Origin of the sequence: Ramlibacter sp. PS4R-6, from assembly GCF_037572775.1 — a bacterium.
Classification (GTDB): Bacteria; Pseudomonadota; Gammaproteobacteria; order Burkholderiales; family Burkholderiaceae_C; genus Ramlibacter.
Genome location: NZ_JBBHKA010000001.1, coordinates 2,789,879 through 2,808,083 on the forward strand (window position 1 = coordinate 2,789,879; position 18,205 = coordinate 2,808,083).

At 68.6% G+C, this 18,205-nt stretch carries 24 protein-coding genes; 12 read left to right on the forward strand and 12 right to left on the reverse strand.

All coding sequences use genetic code 11. The features are described 5' to 3' along the window. Positions 1-2: 2 nt before the first annotated feature. Entirely contained in the window at positions 3-782 is a 780-nt protein-coding gene (xth, locus tag WG903_RS13835; protein ID WP_340076320.1) for an exodeoxyribonuclease III, read from the reverse strand. Between the two features lie 123 nt (positions 783-905). Between xth and WG903_RS13840 the strand changes: the two genes are divergently transcribed. The 6 genes from WG903_RS13840 to WG903_RS13865 all read left to right on the forward strand — a co-directional run bounded on the left by WG903_RS13840 (position 906) and on the right by WG903_RS13865 (position 3,057). Next, positions 906-1,112 (forward strand): hypothetical protein, encoded by a 207-nt coding sequence (locus tag WG903_RS13840; protein WP_340076323.1) that lies wholly within the window; start codon positions 906-908, stop codon positions 1,110-1,112. Then, the gene (locus tag WG903_RS13845; RefSeq protein ID WP_340076325.1) at positions 1,112-1,339 is read left to right on the forward strand and encodes a hypothetical protein; all 228 of its coding nucleotides are present in this window, start codon (positions 1,112-1,114) and stop codon (positions 1,337-1,339) included. Before WG903_RS13840 ends, WG903_RS13845 begins: the two co-directional genes overlap by 1 nt. Next, the gene (locus WG903_RS13850) at positions 1,336-1,806 is read left to right on the forward strand and encodes a hypothetical protein (RefSeq protein ID WP_340076327.1); all 471 of its coding nucleotides are present in this window, start codon (positions 1,336-1,338) and stop codon (positions 1,804-1,806) included. Before WG903_RS13845 ends, WG903_RS13850 begins: the two co-directional genes overlap by 4 nt. 52 nt (positions 1,807-1,858) lie before the next feature. After that, positions 1,859-2,026, forward strand: a complete 168-nt coding sequence (locus tag WG903_RS13855; protein ID WP_340076329.1) for a hypothetical protein — start codon at positions 1,859-1,861, stop codon at positions 2,024-2,026. Positions 2,027-2,187: 161 nt separating this feature from the next. Next, entirely contained in the window at positions 2,188-2,427 is a 240-nt protein-coding gene (locus WG903_RS13860; protein WP_340076331.1) for a hypothetical protein, read from the forward strand. A gap of 48 nt (positions 2,428-2,475) precedes the next feature. Continuing rightward, the gene (locus tag WG903_RS13865; protein ID WP_340076333.1) at positions 2,476-3,057 is read left to right on the forward strand and encodes a hypothetical protein; all 582 of its coding nucleotides are present in this window, start codon (positions 2,476-2,478) and stop codon (positions 3,055-3,057) included. Between the two features lie 5 nt (positions 3,058-3,062). On the opposite strand, the gene WG903_RS13870 is transcribed toward WG903_RS13865, so the two are convergent. From WG903_RS13870 to WG903_RS13880, 3 genes are all read right to left on the reverse strand, one after another. Next, positions 3,063-3,242 carry a DUF3606 domain-containing protein gene (locus tag WG903_RS13870; protein WP_340076335.1) on the reverse strand — a complete coding sequence of 60 codons (180 nt, stop codon included), beginning with the start codon at positions 3,240-3,242 and terminating at the stop codon, positions 3,063-3,065. 152 nt (positions 3,243-3,394) lie between these two features. After that, complete coding sequence (locus tag WG903_RS13875) at positions 3,395-5,521, reverse strand: AAA family ATPase (protein WP_340076337.1); 2,127 nt, start codon at positions 5,519-5,521, stop codon at positions 3,395-3,397. A gap of 279 nt (positions 5,522-5,800) precedes the next feature. After that, positions 5,801-6,079, reverse strand: coding sequence for a hypothetical protein (locus tag WG903_RS13880; RefSeq protein WP_340076339.1), 279 nt, complete (start codon positions 6,077-6,079; stop codon positions 5,801-5,803). 228 nt (positions 6,080-6,307) lie between these two features. Between WG903_RS13880 and WG903_RS13885 the strand changes: the two genes are divergently transcribed. After that, entirely contained in the window at positions 6,308-7,303 is a 996-nt protein-coding gene (locus WG903_RS13885; RefSeq protein ID WP_340076341.1) for a hypothetical protein, read from the forward strand. Here the strand turns inward: WG903_RS13885 and WG903_RS13890 are convergent. The 6 genes from WG903_RS13890 to WG903_RS13915 form a co-directional block, all read right to left on the reverse strand. After that, a complete protein-coding gene (locus WG903_RS13890) occupies positions 7,300-7,662 on the reverse strand; it encodes a hypothetical protein (protein WP_340076343.1) in 363 nt (120 codons plus the stop codon). The genes WG903_RS13885 and WG903_RS13890 overlap by 4 nt on opposite strands. 95 nt (positions 7,663-7,757) lie before the next feature. Continuing rightward, entirely contained in the window at positions 7,758-8,204 is a 447-nt protein-coding gene (locus tag WG903_RS13895; RefSeq protein ID WP_340076345.1) for an SRPBCC family protein, read from the reverse strand. Beyond that, positions 8,105-8,530, reverse strand: a complete 426-nt coding sequence (locus WG903_RS13900) for an ArsR/SmtB family transcription factor (RefSeq protein ID WP_340076347.1) — start codon at positions 8,528-8,530, stop codon at positions 8,105-8,107. The genes WG903_RS13895 and WG903_RS13900 overlap by 100 nt, the downstream gene beginning before the upstream one ends. Continuing rightward, on the reverse strand, positions 8,527-8,931 hold the full coding sequence (locus WG903_RS13905) for a VOC family protein (RefSeq protein WP_340076349.1): 405 nt from the start codon (positions 8,929-8,931) through the stop codon (positions 8,527-8,529). Before WG903_RS13905 ends, WG903_RS13900 begins: the two co-directional genes overlap by 4 nt. A 16-nt stretch (positions 8,932-8,947) precedes the next feature. Next, positions 8,948-9,298 carry a GFA family protein gene (locus WG903_RS13910; protein WP_340076351.1) on the reverse strand — a complete coding sequence of 117 codons (351 nt, stop codon included), beginning with the start codon at positions 9,296-9,298 and terminating at the stop codon, positions 8,948-8,950. An 84-nt stretch (positions 9,299-9,382) separates the two neighbouring features. Then, complete coding sequence (locus WG903_RS13915) at positions 9,383-10,537, reverse strand: acyl-CoA dehydrogenase family protein (protein ID WP_340076353.1); 1,155 nt, start codon at positions 10,535-10,537, stop codon at positions 9,383-9,385. A gap of 68 nt (positions 10,538-10,605) precedes the next feature. On the opposite strand from WG903_RS13915, the gene WG903_RS13920 reads away from it, so the two are divergent. The 3 genes from WG903_RS13920 to WG903_RS13930 are packed head-to-tail and all read left to right on the forward strand — an operon-like array spanning position 10,606 to position 14,760. Then, positions 10,606-11,811, forward strand: coding sequence for an acetyl-CoA C-acetyltransferase (locus WG903_RS13920; protein ID WP_340076355.1), 1,206 nt, complete (start codon positions 10,606-10,608; stop codon positions 11,809-11,811). A 3-nt stretch (positions 11,812-11,814) separates the two neighbouring features. Then, the gene (locus WG903_RS13925; RefSeq protein ID WP_340076357.1) at positions 11,815-13,965 is read left to right on the forward strand and encodes a 3-hydroxyacyl-CoA dehydrogenase NAD-binding domain-containing protein; all 2,151 of its coding nucleotides are present in this window, start codon (positions 11,815-11,817) and stop codon (positions 13,963-13,965) included. A 48-nt stretch (positions 13,966-14,013) separates the two neighbouring features. Continuing rightward, positions 14,014-14,760: a beta-ketoacyl-ACP reductase gene (locus WG903_RS13930; RefSeq protein WP_340076359.1), complete on the forward strand. Its 747-nt coding sequence runs from the start codon at positions 14,014-14,016 to the stop codon at positions 14,758-14,760. Here WG903_RS13930 and sorU read toward each other — a convergent pair. Both sorU and sorT read right to left on the reverse strand, forming a co-directional pair. After that, positions 14,757-15,047 carry a SorU family sulfite dehydrogenase c-type cytochrome subunit gene (gene sorU, locus WG903_RS13935; protein WP_340076362.1) on the reverse strand — a complete coding sequence of 97 codons (291 nt, stop codon included), beginning with the start codon at positions 15,045-15,047 and terminating at the stop codon, positions 14,757-14,759. The two genes, WG903_RS13930 and sorU, sit on opposite strands and share 4 nt — an antisense overlap. Then, complete coding sequence (gene sorT, locus WG903_RS13940; RefSeq protein WP_340076364.1) at positions 15,044-16,258, reverse strand: SorT family sulfite dehydrogenase catalytic subunit; 1,215 nt, start codon at positions 16,256-16,258, stop codon at positions 15,044-15,046. Before sorT ends, sorU begins: the two co-directional genes overlap by 4 nt. Positions 16,259-16,364: 106 nt before the next feature. On the opposite strand from sorT, the gene WG903_RS13945 reads away from it, so the two are divergent. Both WG903_RS13945 and WG903_RS13950 read left to right on the forward strand, forming a co-directional pair. After that, entirely contained in the window at positions 16,365-17,306 is a 942-nt protein-coding gene (locus tag WG903_RS13945) for a bifunctional helix-turn-helix transcriptional regulator/GNAT family N-acetyltransferase (protein ID WP_340076366.1), read from the forward strand. Positions 17,307-17,317: 11 nt separating this feature from the next. After that, positions 17,318-18,199, forward strand: a complete 882-nt coding sequence (locus WG903_RS13950) for a DMT family transporter (RefSeq protein WP_340076368.1) — start codon at positions 17,318-17,320, stop codon at positions 18,197-18,199. The last annotated feature ends 6 nt before the right edge of the window (positions 18,200-18,205 follow it).

Genomic DNA, 18,205 nt, shown 5'->3' on the forward strand with positions numbered 1-18,205 from the left:
ATCTAGCCCAGGTCCAGTTCGACCCACGTCGGCGCGTGGTCGCTGGCCTTCGGCTCGCCCCGCACCCACCGGTCGACGCCCGCGGCGGTGAGGAACGGCGCGATTTCCTGCGACAGCAGCAGATGGTCGATGCGCAGGCCCGAGTTGTGCTCCCAGTGCTGGCGGAAGTAGTCCCAGAAGGTGAAGATCTTCTCGTCGGGATGGAGCTTGCGGATCGCGTCCGTCCAGCCCTGCGCAAGCAGCCGGCGCCAGCACTCGCGCGACTCGGGCTGCAGCAGCGCGTCCTTGCGCCACGAGCGCGGGTTGTAGATGTCCAGTTCGTCGGTGGGCACGACGTTGAAGTCGCCGCACATCACCACCGGATGGCCCGATGCATACAGCTTCCTCGCGTGTTCGATCAGCCGCTCGAACCACGCGAGCTTGTAGTCGAACTTGGGCCCGGGCTGCGGGTTGCCGTTGGGCAGGTACAGGCACGCGACGACGACGCCATCCACCGCAGCCTCGATGTAGCGGCTGTGGTCGTCACCGGGATCGCCGGGCAACTCGCGGCGCACTTCGACGGGCGGCTCGCCGCGCGAGAGGATCGCCACGCCGTTCCAGGAGCGCTGCCCGCGCCACAGCGCCTGGTAGCCGGCGTCGCGCAGTTCCGCCTTCGGGAACGAGTCGTCGAGCGCCTTCAGCTCCTGCAGGCAGGCCACGTCGGGCTTCTCGCGCTCCAGCCACGCCAGCAGGTTCGGCAGGCGCGTCTTGATGCCGTTGATGTTGAAGGTCGCGATCTTCATGGGACGCGATCTTCGCGCAGCGTGCCGCCGCGCGCAGCGCAGGCGCGCCGCTTCGAGGCCGCGTCCTACAGCAGAGGAAGGCCGTTGCAGCGCATAGTGGCCCGGATCACCGCAGGAACCGCCATGCCCATCCGCTTTCCCACCGACGCAGCCAACGACCCCGGCATGCACGACGGGAGCGCCGACGGCAAGGGCCGTGCCCTGAACTCGCCCGCCCACCACAGCCGCACCGGCGCCGATTCGCGCAGCGACGAGGCCCAGCCCGGCAAGGGCATCAACCAGGCCGGCTTCGTGCGCGAACGCGACGGCGAGGATCCCGGGAAGGACTGATGGCGCGGCGCAGCGGCACGAGCCCGACGCGGGCCAAGCGCGGCGAACTGCCGACGTCCTCCGTGCCCGCGCGCAGCGACATCGGCGAGAACAGCGCCAGCGAACTGATCGAGGCCCCCCAGCGCAGGAAGGGCAACCCGCTCGACGCGCACGACTTCGCCGACGGCGGCGGCAGCGGTGGCGGCGAGCGCTTCAGCCGCTTGCGCACCAAGACGCGCAAGCGTTGAATCGGGGCGTGCGCGCCATCGCTTTCCTGTGCGCCGCGGCCGCCTGGGCCGCGCACGCGCAATCGCCCGACCCCCTGCACTCGCCGGAATGCGACGCGGCGCGCGTGGTGCCGGAACGTGCGCTGGACGATGCCTCGGCCCGCAAGGCGGGCGCGGGCGAAACGCTCACCCGGGCGCGGCGAGCGGCGATCGAAGCGTGCCTCGGGCGTGACGATGCGCCGCGCGAGCGTTCGGGCGCGCCCTATCCGTCGATCGCGGTGAGGCCGCCGGCCCTCGAAGGGCCGCGCCTCGCGACGGTGCCGCCGCCCGCGCCACCTCTGGATGTGGGGCGGGCCGCCGCGATCACCACCTGCGACCCGGGCGGCTGCTGGGACAGCGAAGGACGCCGCCTGACCATCGTCGGCCCGGTGCTCGTGGGGCCTCGGGGCGCGTGCACGGCCCAGTCAGGCGTCGTGCATTGCCCCTGATGCGACAATAGGCGGTTTTCGCAACACCACATTCCTCGAAGGAAACAACACCATGGGCAACAAGATCGTCACCGAAGCCGACCGCAAGCGCACCCCCGCCCCGAAGACGGCCACGGGCACGGCCGTGAAGCGCGACGGCGGCGGCCAGAAGGCCAGCCGTGCGCGCGGCTCGCACACCAACAACAAGAAGAATCCCGGCAAGCGCGCCCACCAGGGCTGAGCCACGGCGCGGTAAAGCCGAGTCGGGCGCACCGTGAGCGGTGCTGTGGGACGCTTCTGGCGCGACGCTCGACGCCCTCTCCTGCCTGCCCTGCCATGCGGGGCTGACAAACTCCGGTGGGTCCCGGAAGTCCAATGGGACATGACCACAGGAGAGTCACCATGAGACTTCTGATCGGACTTCTCGCGGCCGCCGGCCTGGCCGGTTGCGCCACCTACGACGACGGCTACACCACGGCCACCGTTTACGGCACGACGACCTATTCGACCGCCCCGGCGTACGGCTACTACAGCTACAACGCGCCGGTGTACGGCCCGTACGGCCGCAGCTACCGCGACCGTGACGGCGACGGCGTGCCGAACCTGTACGACCGCCGCCCCGACGATCCGTACCGCCGCTGACCCACGGCTGACCGCAGGGGCCTGCGCACGGGGCAGTTAAACTGCCCCATGCTCAAGAAATCCCTTCTTTCCCTTTCGCTCCTCGCGGTGGCCTTCGCCGCGCAGGCCCAGACCTCGCCCGCCAAGAAGGAACTGGCTGCGCGCATCCTGAAGTCGCAGCAGCCCGCCATCGAGGCGATGGCGCGCGGCCTGGTGGAGCGGCCCGCCCTCGAGATCATGGGCGGTGCCATGCAGGTGATCGGCCAGCGCGTCCCCAAGGAGCGGCAGGAAGCCGTCGCGCGCGAGGTGCAGGGTGATGCGCAGAAGTACGCGCAGGAAACGGTGCCGATGGCGCAGCAGCGCGCCGTGGCCATCGCCCCGACCACCATCGGCGCATTGCTCGAGGAGCGCTTCACCGAAGACGAACTGCGCCAGATCGCGTCGGCCCTCGAGAACCCCGCGCTGATCAAGTTCCAGAACAACCTGCCCGAGATGCAGAACGCACTCGGCGAAAAGCTCGTGGCCGACACGCGTTCGGCGATCGAGCCGAAGGTGCAGGCCCTCGAAGCCAGCGTCGGCAAGCGCCTGGGCCTCCCGGCGCAAGGCGCCGCGCCCGCGCCGGCCGCCAAGCCGCCCGCGAAGAAGCAGTAAGCCGCCTAGCGCGCCTGCCGCAGGAAGCGGCGCACGTTGTCGGGGTCGGGGCCCATGGTCTCGACCGCCAGCTTCAATTCATCCTCGCTGCAACCGAGCCAACGGGCCCAGTTGCGCCGCTCCCAGTCGTGGTCCAGCGCGATCACGATCTCCTGCGTGCCGTCGGCCACAAAGTCTTCGGACATGGTGCGATCCCCAAAGATGCCTCGATGACTTCAGGGTAGCGACGCAAGCGGCTGAGCTCCGCAGGAAAAGCGAAGGACCCGGTGTGGGTGGCCGGAATTGCGGCCTGTCGGACGGCGGACCCCGGCCTGCGCCGGGGTGACACGTCCACGTGTCAGTGATTGGCTTGCGCCAGGCCCGCGCGGTTGGAGAACTCGTAGCAGGCGGCTTCGAAGCTGCGGATCTCGAAGAGCGCTTCCTTCAGGCTCATCTCGCCCTTTTCCATCAGCTTGCCGGCCAGGTGCTCGGTAAGCGGCTTCATGCGTGCCAGCACCGCCTTGGTCTCGCCGTAGAGCCGCTCGCTTTGCTGCTCCATGATGCCGCGCGTTTCCTCGTCGAGGTTCTTGCCGCTCTCGGACAGCGCGCCGAAGTTCAGGCGCGTCTTGCGGTACATGCCCATCTCGGCCACCGCGTGGTGCAAGAGCTTCGTCACGCGCGTGATGTCGTTGTGCGCGCCGTTGGTCGTGCCCTCTTCGCCGAAGAACAGTTCCTCGTTGGCCATGCCGCCCAGCAGCACGCGCACGTCGTGCTCGATGTCGGACTTGGTCTTGAGCAGGTTGGCGCCCTGCTTGTGGAACACGAAGCCCAGCGCGTTGTTGCGCGGGTTGGCCTTCAGCGAGATCTTGAGCGTCTTCAGGTCCTGGGCGATCTTGTCCCAGTCGTTGTTCGCGACCTTGCGCTCGGCGTCGAAGTCCACCAGGAAGTGGCCCCACTCGTGGATCGCGATGATCCGGCGGTCGCGCTCGCGTTCCTTCGTGGTGTTGGAGTTGACGTTGCCCACCAGCACGCGCTCGGCGGCCTTCATCAGCGTGTCGCCGTCGATCATCGCGCCCACCTGCACGGCGCTGATGCCGGCCTGGTTGACGATGGTCTCGAGGTCGGCGGGGCTGCGGCCCTCCGTCACTTCCACCAGGTGCGCCAGGTCGAGGTCCGGCATCACCTTGTCGGCGCGCTGCGCGAGGTAGTACTCGACGATCGCCAGGCGCTCTTCCTTGTTCGGCAGGCGGAAATCCACCTTCATCTGGAAGCGGCGCAGCATGGCTTCGTCCATCTGCATCTGCTCGCTGTTGAAGTTGGAGGCGACGATCCAGATGATCTCGGCTTCGCTCTTCGTGCGCACGCCGTCGAGGATGGCCAGCAGCATGTTCTGCGTGTCGTCGTCGAACTTGCGGTGGCCGCCGCGCTTCATGAACAGGTCCTGCGCCTCGTCGAGGAACACGATGCAGCGCTTGCGGCGCTTGGCCATGCCCACGATGCGCGAGAGCGTGTTGGAGCCGCCGGCGACGAAACCCGTCTCCAGGTTCGCGGCCGAGTGGAACAGGATCGGCAGGCCCAGCTCCTTGGCGAGGTAGCTGGCGAGCTTGGTCTTGCCCGTGCCCGCGGGGCCGCTGAACATCACGTTGAACGGCTTGCTGATCCCGTAGTCGGCATATTCCTGGCGGCGCTGGTACTGGTCCTTGATCTGGAAGACTTCTTCCTTGATGTCGTCCATGCCGACCAGGTCGTCGATGGAGCCGTGCACCTGCGTGGGCTCCAGGAACTTGAGCGACTTGAACTGGCCCTTGAGCTGGAAGAACAGGAAGCCGATCAGGCCCAGCGTGAGCGTGGCCGACAGGACACCGGAGACGCCGGCCTTCCAGCCGTCCTTCTCGGACTGCGGGCGCGCGTTGCCGAAGCGCTGGTCGAGGCGCTCGAGCACGTCGATGGACTGCTTGTCGAGGTCCGCGCGCGGCACGAACGTGAGCTTGCCGCCCCACGGCGAATTGACGGCGCGCTCGGAGAAGATCTTCGTCTCCATGTCGCTCGGGTACCAGGCGTACTGCTTGCCCTGCGACTCGACCACCACGATGCGCTCGGAGATGTTCCACATCAGCGGCTTGTAGATCACCGTGATGCGGTCGGCCGGGTTCTGCTCCAGGAAGCCGACCAGCGAGCCGGTGCCGAACACGATCGGCAGCCTGGCGTTGATGGCCGCGGCGGCATCGGGCATCTCGCCCGCGCCCATGATCTTCACCTGCTCGGCGATCTCGGCCTGCTTTTGCAGCAGCGCGAACGAATAGGTCGTCGTGACCGGGATCAGAACCATCGCGGCGATGACGAACGCCTTGATCGCGAAAGGCTGGATGGCGAACCAGTCCTGCACCCGCGCCGCCGCCTTCTTGGCGCGCAGCCAGAAGCTGCGCGTCGCGGGCGCGTTGGGGGCTTCAGGTCCAGGTTGGGGGTTCGCCGACAAATCCGACATGGTCGTTTCTTTCGTGCGCAGGCACATCGCGGCGCGCCGGCGGCGCCGGTGCGCGGTTACATCCAAGAAATCCGGGGAAGCCGGTAGGTCCGGCGGAGGGGTGCGACGGGAAGTCGTTGTTGTTGCTCTGCAGTCGCCGCGAAAACCACTCGCCGGGCTTTTCAGCCTCTGTCAGTGCAATCCTACAGAGAGCCGGGAGTTCCGGCTATGGGCATGGTTATGCGGTGCACAACAGGTGCGCACCGTCGTGAGATATTCACGCGCTGCAGCGCAGCGAACTCAGCCGTAATGCGCGGCGCCGCCCGGCTTGGCGAAAGCGAACGGCGCCAGGGCGCCGGTGTGCTCCCGGGCGCGCTTCTCTGCCTCGGCGATGGCGCGCTGGGCCGTGGGATGCAGCTGTTCACCGGGTATCTTCGCGCAGCAGTGCGCGTCCCAGTAGTTGTCGGGCTTGCCGCGGCAGATCTTCGCGTACGCGTAGAAACTCGGTGTCAGGCCGCCCGACTCGCCCGCGTAGCTGGCGATGTAGAACCCGTTGAAGGGCCCGGTGATGCGCTCCATGCCGTCTCCTCGCCAGCACTGCCGGCCTTGTCCGACACAGTATCCGGACCCTTGTCCTGCGCGCGTGTAGGACAAGGCCCCATCGTGGAACCCGGGGAGCACAATGCGGTCCAACCAAGTGGCCGGGTTTTCTTCAAGTTTCTTCCCCCGGCTCTTAGCCCCCGGCGTGCAAGCTCCGGGGGTTTCTTTTTGGCGCCGCGGCTGGGCTTGGGCATACTCGCGGGGCTCATGTCCCGCTCCAGCGCCCGCACCACCTTTGCCGACCTCGATCGCCAGACGCTCGACGACGGCGTCGCCAAGCTGCAGCGCATCCTGAGGGACGTCAAGGCCTTCGACGTGAAGACGATGAAGGAGCGGCGCGACGACCGCCTGGAGACCTTCCAGAAGCGCGTGAACAACCTGCTCTCGGACATGCTCGGCATGGGCAGCCCGGAATACGCCCGGCACAAGCTCAAGCCGATCGACGGCGAGCTCGACACCACCTTCGGCGACCACTACTCGATGGACGAGTACCGCGAAGGCGTGAAGAACGGCCTGGGCAAGGCGGCGAGCGGCATCGAAGCGGCGATCGAGGCGATGAAGGCCGCGCTGTCGGGCGAGGCGCCCCCGCCGGCAAAGGCTGCGCCCGCGCCCAAGGCCACGCCCGCGCCGCCGCCGCCCGCGACACCCGCTCCCACCGCTGTCCCAACGCCGGCGCCGACCCCGGCGCCCACCCCTGCGCCGACATCCGCACCCACCGCCGCGCCCGCCCCTGCCCCCACACCCGCGCCTACGCCCGCACCGACGCAGGCGCCGGCCCCCAAGCCCCCACCCGCACCGATGCCCATGAAAACTCCTGCCGCCGCCCCTTCCGCAACCGCCTCCGGGCGCGTCCTGGTCCTGGGTGACGGCGACGCCGGCGCCGGCGCGGCGGAACTGCTCGCGCAGCTCGGGATGGAGATGGCCGTCATCGATTCGCCCACGGTCGACCGCCTCGACGGCGCGCGCGATGCCGGCTACGCCATCGTCATCGGCACGGCGGGCGGCGACGCGACGATGCTGGCCATCGGCTTCCTGCTGGCCCTGGTGGGCAAGCAGCGCATCGCGCTGCTGGCGGACGAAGTGCCCCAGGCGCTGGCCGGCTGCGTGCACGTGAAGCCCGACGAAGACGGGCTTTGGCGCCTGTTGCTGGCGCGCGAGATGAAGAAGGCCGGCCTCGAGGTCGACCTGAACCGCGCGCTCTAGGCGCGCACCGGCACGCGCAGCCAGCGCAGCGCCTCGTGCTCGGCGCTGAAGACGGCCACGTCGGCGCCGTCGTTGGCCGCGGGCGGCACGGGTTCCACCAGTTCCGGCGGCGTCACCAGACCGATGCGCACGTGCGGGTAGAGCGCGCGGCGCAGGCGGTCGCAGATCAGGAACTTGCCCTGGCTGCCGGGCGGCGTCTTCACGCGGCGCAGGTCCAGCAGCACGCGCTCTTCGCGCACGCGGGCGATGGCGGCCTTGATGAAGTAGGCGAGCTTGAGCGCGTCCCCGTCCTCCCACGGTCCCTCGACGACGAAACGCATCAGGGGAGTTTCATGCCGGGAGGCGACGACGAGGTTCATGGCACTGCTCTAATAGGACAGCGCGAGAGTGCCACAGGCCCTTGATACGCCTGTGATTGCAAGCGCATCAGTTATTGCCAAGCGCAACCGCCGAGCTACCCGGAGGCCATGAGCGCATCCAGCTTGGCCAGCGTCGCGGTCCAGCCGCGCTCGTGGTTGTCGCGCGCCGACCGGTCGAAGAAGCGGTCGTGGCGGAAGTGCATGCGCGTGCCGCCGCCGTCGGGCACCAGCTCGACCTGCACGAACGACACGCGATCCGGCGTGGACTGCCAGGCCCAGGTGAACGAGAGCAGGCGCGGCGCAGCCACCTGCTCGTACACGCCCGAGACGCGGTGCTCCTCGCCATCGGGCGTGCGGAAGGCGATGGTGTAACGGCCGCCCGGGCGCACGTCCAGGTCGGCCTGTGTAACCGAGTCGGTGCCGCCCGGCCCGAACCAGCGCGTCAGCGCTTGCGCGTCGGTCCAGGCTTGCCAGACCCTTTCGGGGGGCGCGTCGTAGCGGCGGGTGATTTCGAGGACCGGCTTGTCCTGGGTTTCGGCCATGGGTCGACCTGCTCCTGGTGGTAGAGGAAACGCCCGAGCGCGTCGAAGCGCCGGTTCCAGAATTTCTCGTAATGCGCGAGCCACATCGCGGCCTCCCGCATGGGTTCGGCGAGCAGTTCGACGCGAACCACCCGCCCTTCCTTCTCGCGCTGCACCAGCCCGGCATCCTCGAGCACGCGCAAGTGCTTCATGAAACCGGGCAGCGACATGCCGTGGGGCTGCGCCAGCTCGGACACGCTCGCCGGCCCCTGCTGCAGGCGCTGGACGATGTCGCGCCGCGTGGCGTCGGACAGCGCCCAGAAGACGAGGTCGAGCGCCTCGGTCACCCCTTGCCCATGGGCAGCGGCTGCAGGATCGAGACGCGGTTCTTCTCGGTGTCGAGGAAGGAGACGTAGTCGCCCACGCCGGGGATGGGCATCGGCTCGCCCAGCACTTCACCGCCGGCGTCCTTGACCTTCTTCATCGCCGCGCGGATGTCCTGCACCGCGATCACGACCGACGGGTACTGCGCCGGCCAGTCGTTGTTGCGCTTGAAGAAGCCGCCGCCGATGGCGCCGTAGGCGGCTTCGTGGCCCACGCGCTCGCCGGGCGTCGCCGTGGTGGCCAGGACGTAATTGCCCATGTCTTCACCGAGCATTTTCAGGTCCCAGCTGAAGACGGTGCGGTAGAACTTCGCGACGCGTTCGCGGTCGTCGTAGGGCATCTCGAAATGGACGACGGGATCCATGCTCTCTCCTTGCGGGTCAGATCGATGCGCCGTCGAAATGCGTGACCTTGACCTTGTCGGGGTCGACGCCTTCGAGGCAGCGGATGTTGATCGCGGCCGTGGGCGCGCCCGTCTTCGGGTTCACCGCCTCCGCGTACGGGTGGATGCCGCACACCGGGCAGAAGCGGTGGCGGATCTTGTGCTTGTTGAACAGGTAGGTCGATGCGTTCCCGTCCGGCGTCTTCAGCGTGAACTTGTCCTTGGTCACGAACCACAGCAGCGAGCCCTTGCGCCGGCACATGGAGCAGTTGCACGCCATCGCGCTGTCGATCTCTCCTTCCACTTCGTAAGCCACCTTGCCGCAGTGGCAGCTGCCGCTGTACTTCATCGATCGCCTCCGGTTCAATGGTTAACCATGTGGTTTAGTTTAGCGGCGCGCTGCGGCTTGTCAAGCACGGCCGGCGGCAGCTCTTCAGCGCCCGCCGATGCCCATTGCCCGGGTGATCACCTCTTTCATGATCTCGTTCGTGCCGCCATAGATGCGCTGCACGCGCGCGTCCGCATAGGCGCGGGCGATGGGGTACTCCCACATGAAGCCGTAGCCGCCGTGCAGCTGGACGCATTCGTCCATCACCTTGCACTGCAGGTCGGTCGTCCAGTACTTCGCCATGCTGGCGGTGGCGGTGTCGAGCTTGTCCGCGCACACGAGTTCGAGGCACTTGTCGACGAACACTCGGCCCACCTGCACCTCGGTCTGCAGCTCGGCGAGCTTGTAGCGCGTGTTCTGGTAGTTGGCGACGGGCTGGCCGAACACCTTGCGGTCCTTGGTGTAGGCCACCGTCCAGTCGATGGCCGCCTGCGCGCTGGCGATGGCCGTCACGGCGATCTGCATGCGCTCCCAGGGCAATTGCTCCATCAGGCACACGAAGCCGCGGTTCTCGCCGCCCAGCAAGGCGTCCGCCGGCAGCCGCACGTTGTCGAAGAACAGCTCCGAAGTGTCCTGCGCCTTCAGGCCGACCTTCTTCAGGCGCTTGCCCTTGTCGAAGCCCTGCATGCCGCGCTCGACGAGGAAGAGGCTGGTGCCTTTCGCGCCCGCCTGCGGGTCGGTCTTGGCGACGACGATCACCAGGTCGGCATGCCAGCCGTTGGTGATGAAGGTCTTGCTGCCGTTCAGCAGGTAGCTGCCGTCCGCCTGCTTGATCGCCGTGGTCTTGACGCCCTGCAGGTCGCTGCCGGCGGCCGGCTCGCTCATCGCGATGGCGCCGACCATCTCGCCGCTCGCGAGTTTCGGCAGGTAGTGCGTCTTCTGCGCCTCGGTCCCGTAGTGCAGGACATACGGCGCGACGATCTCGCTGTGCAGCCCGAAACCGATGCCCGTGTAGTTGCCGCGCGCGAGCTCTTCCATCTGCGCCACCGAGTACAGCTTGTCGCCGCCGGCGCCGCCGTATGACTCGGGCATGGTCATGCACAGGAAGCCGTTGGCGCCCGCCTTGCGCCACACCTCGCGGTCCACGTAGCCCTGCTCCTCCCAGGCTTCGTGGTGGGGGGCGATTTCCTTGTCGCAGAAGCGGCGGAAAGAGTCGCGGAAGGCCTCGTGGTCGGGCGAGAAGAGCGTGCGTTCGATCATGGCGGAGGGATTTTTACGAAGCAGGTGCTTGGTCAATATACTGCAGGCTTGCCCACCCGGAGAACGCCATGCCCGAAGCCTTCGTCTACGACGCCATCCGCACGCCCCGCGGCAAGGGCAAGAAGGACGGCAGCCTGCACGAGGTCAAGCCCGTCGACCTGCTGGCCGGCGTGCTTGGCGAGCTGCAGCGCCGCAACGATTTCGACACCGGCCAGGTCGACGACGTCGTGATGGGCGTTGTCTCGCCGATCGGCGAGCAGGGTTCCGTGATCGCGAAGGTCGCGGCGCTGAAAGCGGGCTGGGACTGGCGCTGCGCCGGCGTGCAGCTCAATCGCTTCTGCGCCTCGGGGCTGGAGGCCGTGAACATCGGCGCGCAGAAGGTGCGCTCGGGCTGGGAAGACCTGGTGGTGGCCGGCGGCGTCGAGAGCATGAGCCGCGTGCCCATCGGCTCGGACGGCGGTGCGTGGGCACAGGACCCCCAGACGAACACCGCGACGTCGTTCGTGCCGCAGGGAATCGGCGCGGACCTCATCGCGACGCTGGAAGGTTTCTCGCGCGACGACGTCGATGCCTTCGCGATGGAATCGCAGAAGCGCGCGGCGAAGGCGCGCGAAGGCGGTTTCTTCGCGGGATCCGTCGTGCCGGTGAAGGATTTCCTCGACCAGGTGATCCTGGCCGAGGATGAATTCATCAAGCCGCGCACGACGATGGAAGGCCTGGCGGGCCTCAAGCCCGCCTTCGAGCAGCTGGGCGCGATGGGCTTCGACGACGTCGCGATCGCGCGCTACCCGCAGGTCGAGAAGATCCACCACGTACACCACGCGGGCAACTCGTCGGGCATCGTCGACGGCGCCGCGGCCATCCTGATCGGCAGCGAGGCGGCCGGCAAGGCGCACGGCTTCAAGCCGCGCGCGCGCATCGTCGCGGCCGCGCTGTCCGGCGCGGACCCGACCATCATGCTCACGGGACCGATGCCTGCGGCGCGCAAGGCGCTGGCGAAAGCCGGCATGACCATCGACCAGATCGACCTCTTCGAGGTGAACGAGGCCTTCGCCGCGGTGCCCATGAAGTTCATGAAGGAGATGGGCGTGCCGCACGAGAAGGTCAACGTCAACGGCGGCGCGATCGCCATGGGCCACCCGCTCGGGGCCACGGGCGCGATGATCCTCAACACGCTGGTGGACGAGCTGCACAGGCGCAAGCTGCGCTACGGGCTCGCCACGCTGTGCGTCGGCGGCGGCATGGGCATCGCGACCATCGTGGAAAGGGTCTGACGCGTGAAGACCATCCGCTACGAGCTGGCCGACGGTATCGCCACACTCACCTTCGACGAGCCGGATTCGGCCGTCAACACGATGTGCCTGCAGTGGCAGCAGGACCTGGGCGAAGCCACCGCGCAGGTCGTGAAGGACAGGGACGCCATCCGCGCCATCCTGCTGGCATCGGCCAAGCCGACCTTCTTCGCCGGCGCCGACCTCAAGGGCACGATGCGCATCCAGCCGTCGGAAGCGCCGCGCATCTTCGAGGAAGTCGAGCGGATGAAGAAGAACTTCCGCACGCTCGAGACGCTCGGCAAGCCGGTGGTGAGCCTGCTCAACGGCTCTGCGCTGGGTGGCGGCTGGGAAGTGGCGCTCATCGGCCATCACCGCATCGCCGTGGACGACCCGAAGATCCAGTTCGGCACGCCCGAGGTGTCGCTGGGTCTCATTCCCGGGGCGACGGGCCTGACGAAGATGACCCGGATGCTGGGCCTCATGGGGGCGCAGCCGTACCTGGTCGAAGGCAAGCTCTTCCCGCCGCGGGAGGCGCTGGAGATGGGCGTGGTGCACGAGCTCGTGCCCGATGCCGCCGCGCTGCGTCCGGCCGCCCTCGCCTGGATCGCCGCGAACCCGGGCGCCGCGCAGCACCCGTGGGACGCGAAGGACTACAAGATGCCCGGCGGCACGCCCGCCAACCCCAGGATCGCCGGCGCGCTGACCGTGGCGCCCGCGATGCTGCGCCAGAAGACGCGCGGCCTCTACCCCGCGCCGGAAGCGGCGATGGCCGCCATGGTGGAGGGCGCGATGGTCGACTACGACACGGCCACGCGCATCGAGTCGCGCTACCTCGCGAAGCTGTTCACCTCGCCCGTCACGAAGAACATGATCAACACGTTCTTCTTCGACATGAACGCGATCAAGGCGAAGAAGTCGCGCCCGAAGGACGTGCCCAGGTACGTGCCGAAAAAGGTCGGCATCCTCGGGGCCGGGATGATGGGCGGCGGCATCGCCTACGTGCAAGCCGCCCGCGGCGTGGCGACGGTGCTCAAGGACGTCTCGCTGGAGAAGGCGCAGCACGGGCGCGACTACAGCGTGAAAGTCACGCAGCCGCGCGTGGAGAAGGGCCGCATGGGACCGCACGAGCAGGCGGAACTGCTGGCCCGCATCCAGCCGACGGCTTCGGCTTCAGACCTGCAAGGCTGCGACCTCATCATCGAAGCGGTGTTCGAGAACCGCGAGCTGAAAGCCAGGGTCACGCAGGAGGCCGAGCCCCAGCTCGCCGACGGCGGCTTCTTCGCCAGCAACACGTCGACGCTGCCGATCTCGGGCCTGGCCAAGGCGAGCCGCGATGCCCGCAAGTTCGTCGGCATCCATTTCTTCAGCCCCGTCGACAAGATGAAACTCGTCGAGATCATCCGCGGCAAGGAGACGGACGACGAGACGGTGGCGCGCGCCTTCGACTACGTGCAGCACATCGGCAAGATGCCCATCGTCGTGAACGATTCGCGCGGCTTCTTCACCTCGCGCGTGTTCGGCACCTTCGTGATGGAAGGCGCGGCGATGCTGGGCGAAGGCATCCCGGCCGCCGTTGTCGAACATGCCGGCCTGCAGGCCGGCATGCCCGTCGGCCCGCTGGCGGTGCTCGACGAAACGGCGCTGTCCCTTTCCGTGCACGTTCTGGACCAGACGCGCGCCGACTACCGCGCCGAGGGCAGGACCTACATCGCGACGCCGGGCGAACTGCTGGTCGAGCGCATGGTGAAAGAGTTCGACCGCAACGGCCGTGCGGCGGGCGCGGGCTTCTACGAGTACCCGCAGGACAAGGGCGCGAAGAAGTTCCTGTGGCCGCAGTTGCAGGAGCTGTTCGAAAAGCCGGGCATGGCGTGGGACATGCAGGACCTGCAGGACCGGCTGCTGTACCGCCAGTCCGTGGAAACCGCGCGCTGCCTGGCCGAGAACGTGCTCACCACCGTGCACGACGCGAACATCGGCTCGATCTTCGGCATCGGCTTCCCGGCCTGGACCGGCGGCGCGATGCAGTTCATCTACGGCATGGGCATCGAGCGCTTCTGCGCGCGCGCCTCGCAGCTGGCCGAGCGCTACGGGCCCGGCTTCGCCATCACGCCGCGCGTGAAGGACGCCATCGTCGCGCACCAGCCGGTGTACTGACGTGCGTGGTATGGTCGCGGCTTTTGTTTTTTCGAAAAGCCGTCTCCGATGACACAACGCCTGAAGGACAAAGTCTGCATCGTCACCGGCGGGGCCCAGGGCATCGGCCTGGCCACCGCCCTGAAGTTCGCGCGCGAAGGCGCGTCGCTCGCCGTCTGGGACCTGACCCAGGCCGGCATCGACGAGGCCATCCGTCGCTGCCGTGAAGCCGGTGCGCCGGCCGAGGGCTGGGTGGTCGACGTCACGAACCGCGAGGGGGTCGACACGGCTGCGCGCGGGGTGCTGGAACGCTTCGGCCGCATCGACGTGCTGGTGAACAACGCCGGCATCACCCAGGACGCGCGCCTGCAGAAGATGTCGGCGGAGCAGTTCGACCGCGTGATCGACGTGAACCTGCGCGGCGTCTTCCACTGCGCGCAGGCCGTGGTGAACCCGATGGTCGAGCAGGGCTTCGGCGTGATCCTCAACGCGAGCTCGGTGGTCGGCCTGTACGGCAACTTCGGCCAGACCAACTACGCGGCGTCGAAGTTCGGCGTGATCGGCTTCACGAAGACCTGGAGCCGCGAGCTCGGCCCCAAGGGCATCCGCGTGAACGCCGTCGCGCCGGGTTTCGTCATGACCCACATCCTCGACACCATCCCCGAGAAGGTGCTCCAGGAGATGAAGCACCGCGTGCCCCTGCACCGCCTGGGCACGCCCGAGGAGATCGCGAACGTGTACTGCTTCCTCGCGAGCGACGAGGCGAGCTACGTCAACGGCGCGGTGCTCGAAGTCTCGGGCGGGATGAGCGTCTAGCGCGAAGCCTTTTCGACGTAGCGCGCGATCGCCTGCACCTGCTCCTCGGTCAGCTGCGTGAAGGCCGGCATCTGGCCGATGCCGTTCTTCACCGCCTTGGCCACGCGCGCCGCGTCGGGCTTGAGTTCATCGAGCGAGGGGCCGATGGCACCTGTGGCGCCCGCGTCCTTCAGCGCATGGCACACCGTGCACGACGGCACGGCGCCCACGGTGAACAGCCGCTTGCCCTCCTCGTCCGCCAGCGCCGGCAGCGAAAGAAACACGAACGCCCAGGCGGACAACTTCATGCGACCGTCAATCGGATCGCGTGCGCGCGCCAGCCGCTGTTGAGGTAACCGCCGGCGTTGTCGGGGGTCGCTTCGGCCTGCCAGTTGAAGCGCGAATCCTGCGCGCGCGACGCCAGCTGGTAATTGCCCGGTTCGAGCTTCACCGGCAGCACGAACTGCCGCCACGCGAAGCGGCCGAGGTCGGGGCCGACCAGGCGCGCCTCCTTCCAGTTCTGCCCGCCGTCGAGCGACACCTCCACGCGGCGCACGGCATTCATGCCGCCCATGGCGACGCCGTGCACCTGCACCCAGCCGGCCTTCACCGGCCCGGCCTCGGGCGCGGGACCGTTGATCCAGGATTTGGCCTCCATCTCCCACACCGCGGGCTGGCTGGGATCGCCCTTCTGGCCCGGCGGCGACATGCGGTAGCCCGTTTTCTGGATGGCCGCCTGCGTCTCGCCCGGCGTGAACGCGAGGCGCTTGACGTACTTGATGTTGTTGATGCCGCTGTAGCCGGGCACGATGAGGCGCAGCGGCCCGCCGTGCGCGTGGGGCAGCGGCTCGCCGTTCATTTCCCACGCAAGCAGCGCGTCGTCCAGGTTGGTCAGCGGCACCGAGCGCTCGACGACGACGTTGAGGGGGTCGATGCCGTCGGGCAGCTTCTCGCCGCCGGTGCCGGTGATGAAGCGCGCGCCGTCGGCCAGCCCGCCCAGCGCCGCAACGACCGTCTTCACCGGCACGCCGCTCCAGATCACGCAGCCGGCCGCTCCCACCTGCCACTTGGTGCCGCTCGGGTTGGTCGGGAAGTAGCCGCGCCCGTTGCCCGAACACTGCAGCACCGTGGCGACCGTGTGCAGGCCCAGGGACTTCAGGTCGCGCACCGAGAGCGTGGCCGGCGACTTCACGCCTTCCACCGCCAGCATCCAGCCGTCGCGGTCGGCGACGATGGCGACGTCGGGCGCGGGCAGGTTGTTGCGGATGTAGAGGCGGTCGGTCGGCGTGATCACGCTGGTGCCGAAAGCGCTGCGCTTCGTCTCGATGGTGGTCGCCGTGTGCTGGATCAGGTGCGCGGGGTTCTTCCACGCGACGTAGGGCGGCAACGGCCTCTCGGCGGGCGTGGCCGGCGCCGGGGCGGCGGCTTGCGCGAAGGCTTCGCGGCCCAGGCCCGCGGCGGCCGCCAGTCCGGCGCTCGCGAGCAGGTGGCGCCGGGTGCGGTCGGGGCTCTTGTCCATGCTTGTCTCCTGTCTTGTCGCGGCCAGCATAGGCGAAGGGCCCGGCGCTGTCATCCGGTTGCGCCATTACTTGACAGCGGCAAGTAATTGCCTGACGATGGCAGGCATGCCAGCCGCCCGCCGGTCCGTCCCGGCCGCGCACGTCAAGGCGCTGCGCGGCTTCAACCGCTTCTACACCAGCCGCATCGGCGTGCTGGACCCCTACCTGGGCTCCGACTTCTCGCTGACCGAGGTGCGCGTGCTCTACGAGCTGGCCCACCGCGACCAGCCCACGGCGTCCGAACTGGCGCGCGACATGCGCCTGGACGCCGGCTACCTCAGCCGCATCCTGCGGCGCTTCGAGTCGCGCCACTGGCTGCAGCGCGTGCCCTCCCCCGCCGATGCGCGCCAGAGCCTGCTGAAGCTCACGCAGGCGGGCCATGACGTCTTCGCGCCGCTGCAGCAGAAGTCGCGCGACGAGGCCGCCGAGCTGCTGGCGCCGTTGGGCACGCGCGAGCGCGAGCGCCTGATGGCCGCGATCGGCGAGGTGCGGCGCGTGCTGGACCGCGATGCGGCCGCCGCGCAACCGCGCACCGTCTTGCTGCGCGATCCCCAGCCGGGAGACTTCGGCTGGGTGGTGCAGAAGCACGGCGAGCTGTACGCCACCGAGTGGAACTACACCGTCGAATTCGAGGCGCTGGTGGCGTCCATCGTCGCGAAGTTCATCGAGGACTTCGATGCGCGCTGGGAAAGGGCCTGGATCGCGGAAGTCGATGGCGAGCGCGCCGGCTCGGTCTTCCTGGTGCGCCAATCGGCCACGGTCGCCAAGCTGCGCCTGTTGATCCTCACGCCGCAGGCACGCGGCTTGGGGCTGGGCGGGCGCCTCACCGACGAATGCATCGCCTTTGCGCGCGCCAGGGGCTACCGCAAGCTCGTGCTGTGGACGCAAAGCCACCTGCTCGCGGCGCGCCACATCTACGAGTCGCGTGGCTTCCAGCTCGTGAAGGCCGAGGCCAACGACGCCTTCGGCCAGCACCTGACGAGCGAGACCTGGGAGCTGAAGCTATAGCGCCCGCCCTGGTGGCCGCGGCCGTGTCGAGCGTGCTGGTGGGTGCGGGCATCGCCGTGTCGCGGCTCGCGGTGGCGGAAGTCGGGCCGTTGACGCTGGCGATGCTGCGCTATGCCATCGGCGGCGCCTGCCTCCTGCCCTTCGCATGGCGCGAAGCCCGGGCCCTGCTGGCGGCGCCGCCCCTTCACAGCCGCGCGCGCGACCTCGCCGGCATGGCGGCGATCGGCATCCTGCAGTTCGGCGTGCTGATCGCGCTCCTCAACTACGCGCTGCAGCGCATCGGCGCGGCCGAGGCGGCGCTGATCTTCAGCCTGTTCCCGCTGCTCACGATGCTGTTCGCGGCCGGCGCGGGGCGCGAGCGGGTCACGCCGATGCTGCTCGCGGGCGTCGTCGTGTCGATCGGTGGGGTTGCACTGTCGCAGGCGCCGAAGTTCGGCTCGCACGGCAGCAGCGACTGGTGGGGCGAGCTTGCCGTGCTGGCCTCGGCCGCCATCGGCGCGGCCTGCAGCGTGCTGTACCGCCCTTACCTGCAGCGCTACCCGACGGTGCCCGTGTCCGCGCTGGCCATGCTCGCCTCGGTCGGCCTGCTCGCGATCGCCGCGCTGCCCGAGGCCTGGCCCCAGCGCATGGGGGCGTTCACCGGGACGGCGTGGGCGGCGATCGGCTTCGTGGGCGTTTCCAGCGCCGTCGGCTACTTCACGTGGCTCTATGCGCTGAAGCACGAGTCGCCGACGCGCGTGACCGTCTTCCTCGCGCTCAACCCGCCGGCGGCGGCGCTGTGCGGCTGGCTCCTGCTGGGCGAGCCCGTGCATGCCGCCGTGGCGGGTGCGCTCGTGCTCGTCGCCGCGGGATTGTGGTTAGCCACACGCCCCGCGCCGCCCGCGTCGCGATAATCGGCG

Coding starts and splice junctions, on each gene's coding strand:
- xth (WP_340076320.1), bottom strand. CDS start 782: ATGAAGATCGCGACCTTCAACATCAACGGCATCAAGACGCGCCTGCCG.
- WG903_RS13905 (WP_340076349.1), bottom strand. CDS start 8,931: ATGGATCCCGTCGTCCATTTCGAGATGCCCTACGACGACCGCGAACGC.
- sorT (WP_340076364.1), bottom strand. CDS start 16,258: ATGGACAAGAGCCCCGACCGCACCCGGCGCCACCTGCTCGCGAGCGCC.
- WG903_RS13930 (WP_340076359.1), top strand. CDS start 14,014: ATGACACAACGCCTGAAGGACAAAGTCTGCATCGTCACCGGCGGGGCC.
- WG903_RS13885 (WP_340076341.1), top strand. CDS start 6,308: ATGTCCCGCTCCAGCGCCCGCACCACCTTTGCCGACCTCGATCGCCAG.
- WG903_RS13945 (WP_340076366.1), top strand. CDS start 16,365: ATGCCAGCCGCCCGCCGGTCCGTCCCGGCCGCGCACGTCAAGGCGCTG.
- WG903_RS13920 (WP_340076355.1), top strand. CDS start 10,606: ATGCCCGAAGCCTTCGTCTACGACGCCATCCGCACGCCCCGCGGCAAG.
- WG903_RS13855 (WP_340076329.1), top strand. CDS start 1,859: ATGGGCAACAAGATCGTCACCGAAGCCGACCGCAAGCGCACCCCCGCC.
- WG903_RS13880 (WP_340076339.1), bottom strand. CDS start 6,079: ATGGAGCGCATCACCGGGCCCTTCAACGGGTTCTACATCGCCAGCTAC.
- WG903_RS13870 (WP_340076335.1), bottom strand. CDS start 3,242: ATGTCCGAAGACTTTGTGGCCGACGGCACGCAGGAGATCGTGATCGCG.
- WG903_RS13895 (WP_340076345.1), bottom strand. CDS start 8,204: ATGGCCGAAACCCAGGACAAGCCGGTCCTCGAAATCACCCGCCGCTAC.
- sorU (WP_340076362.1), bottom strand. CDS start 15,047: ATGAAGTTGTCCGCCTGGGCGTTCGTGTTTCTTTCGCTGCCGGCGCTG.
- WG903_RS13840 (WP_340076323.1), top strand. CDS start 906: ATGCCCATCCGCTTTCCCACCGACGCAGCCAACGACCCCGGCATGCAC.
- WG903_RS13860 (WP_340076331.1), top strand. CDS start 2,188: ATGAGACTTCTGATCGGACTTCTCGCGGCCGCCGGCCTGGCCGGTTGC.
- WG903_RS13915 (WP_340076353.1), bottom strand. CDS start 10,537: ATGATCGAACGCACGCTCTTCTCGCCCGACCACGAGGCCTTCCGCGAC.
- WG903_RS13865 (WP_340076333.1), top strand. CDS start 2,476: ATGCTCAAGAAATCCCTTCTTTCCCTTTCGCTCCTCGCGGTGGCCTTC.
- WG903_RS13890 (WP_340076343.1), bottom strand. CDS start 7,662: ATGAACCTCGTCGTCGCCTCCCGGCATGAAACTCCCCTGATGCGTTTC.
- WG903_RS13875 (WP_340076337.1), bottom strand. CDS start 5,521: ATGTCGGATTTGTCGGCGAACCCCCAACCTGGACCTGAAGCCCCCAAC.
- WG903_RS13845 (WP_340076325.1), top strand. CDS start 1,112: ATGGCGCGGCGCAGCGGCACGAGCCCGACGCGGGCCAAGCGCGGCGAA.
- WG903_RS13910 (WP_340076351.1), bottom strand. CDS start 9,298: ATGAAGTACAGCGGCAGCTGCCACTGCGGCAAGGTGGCTTACGAAGTG.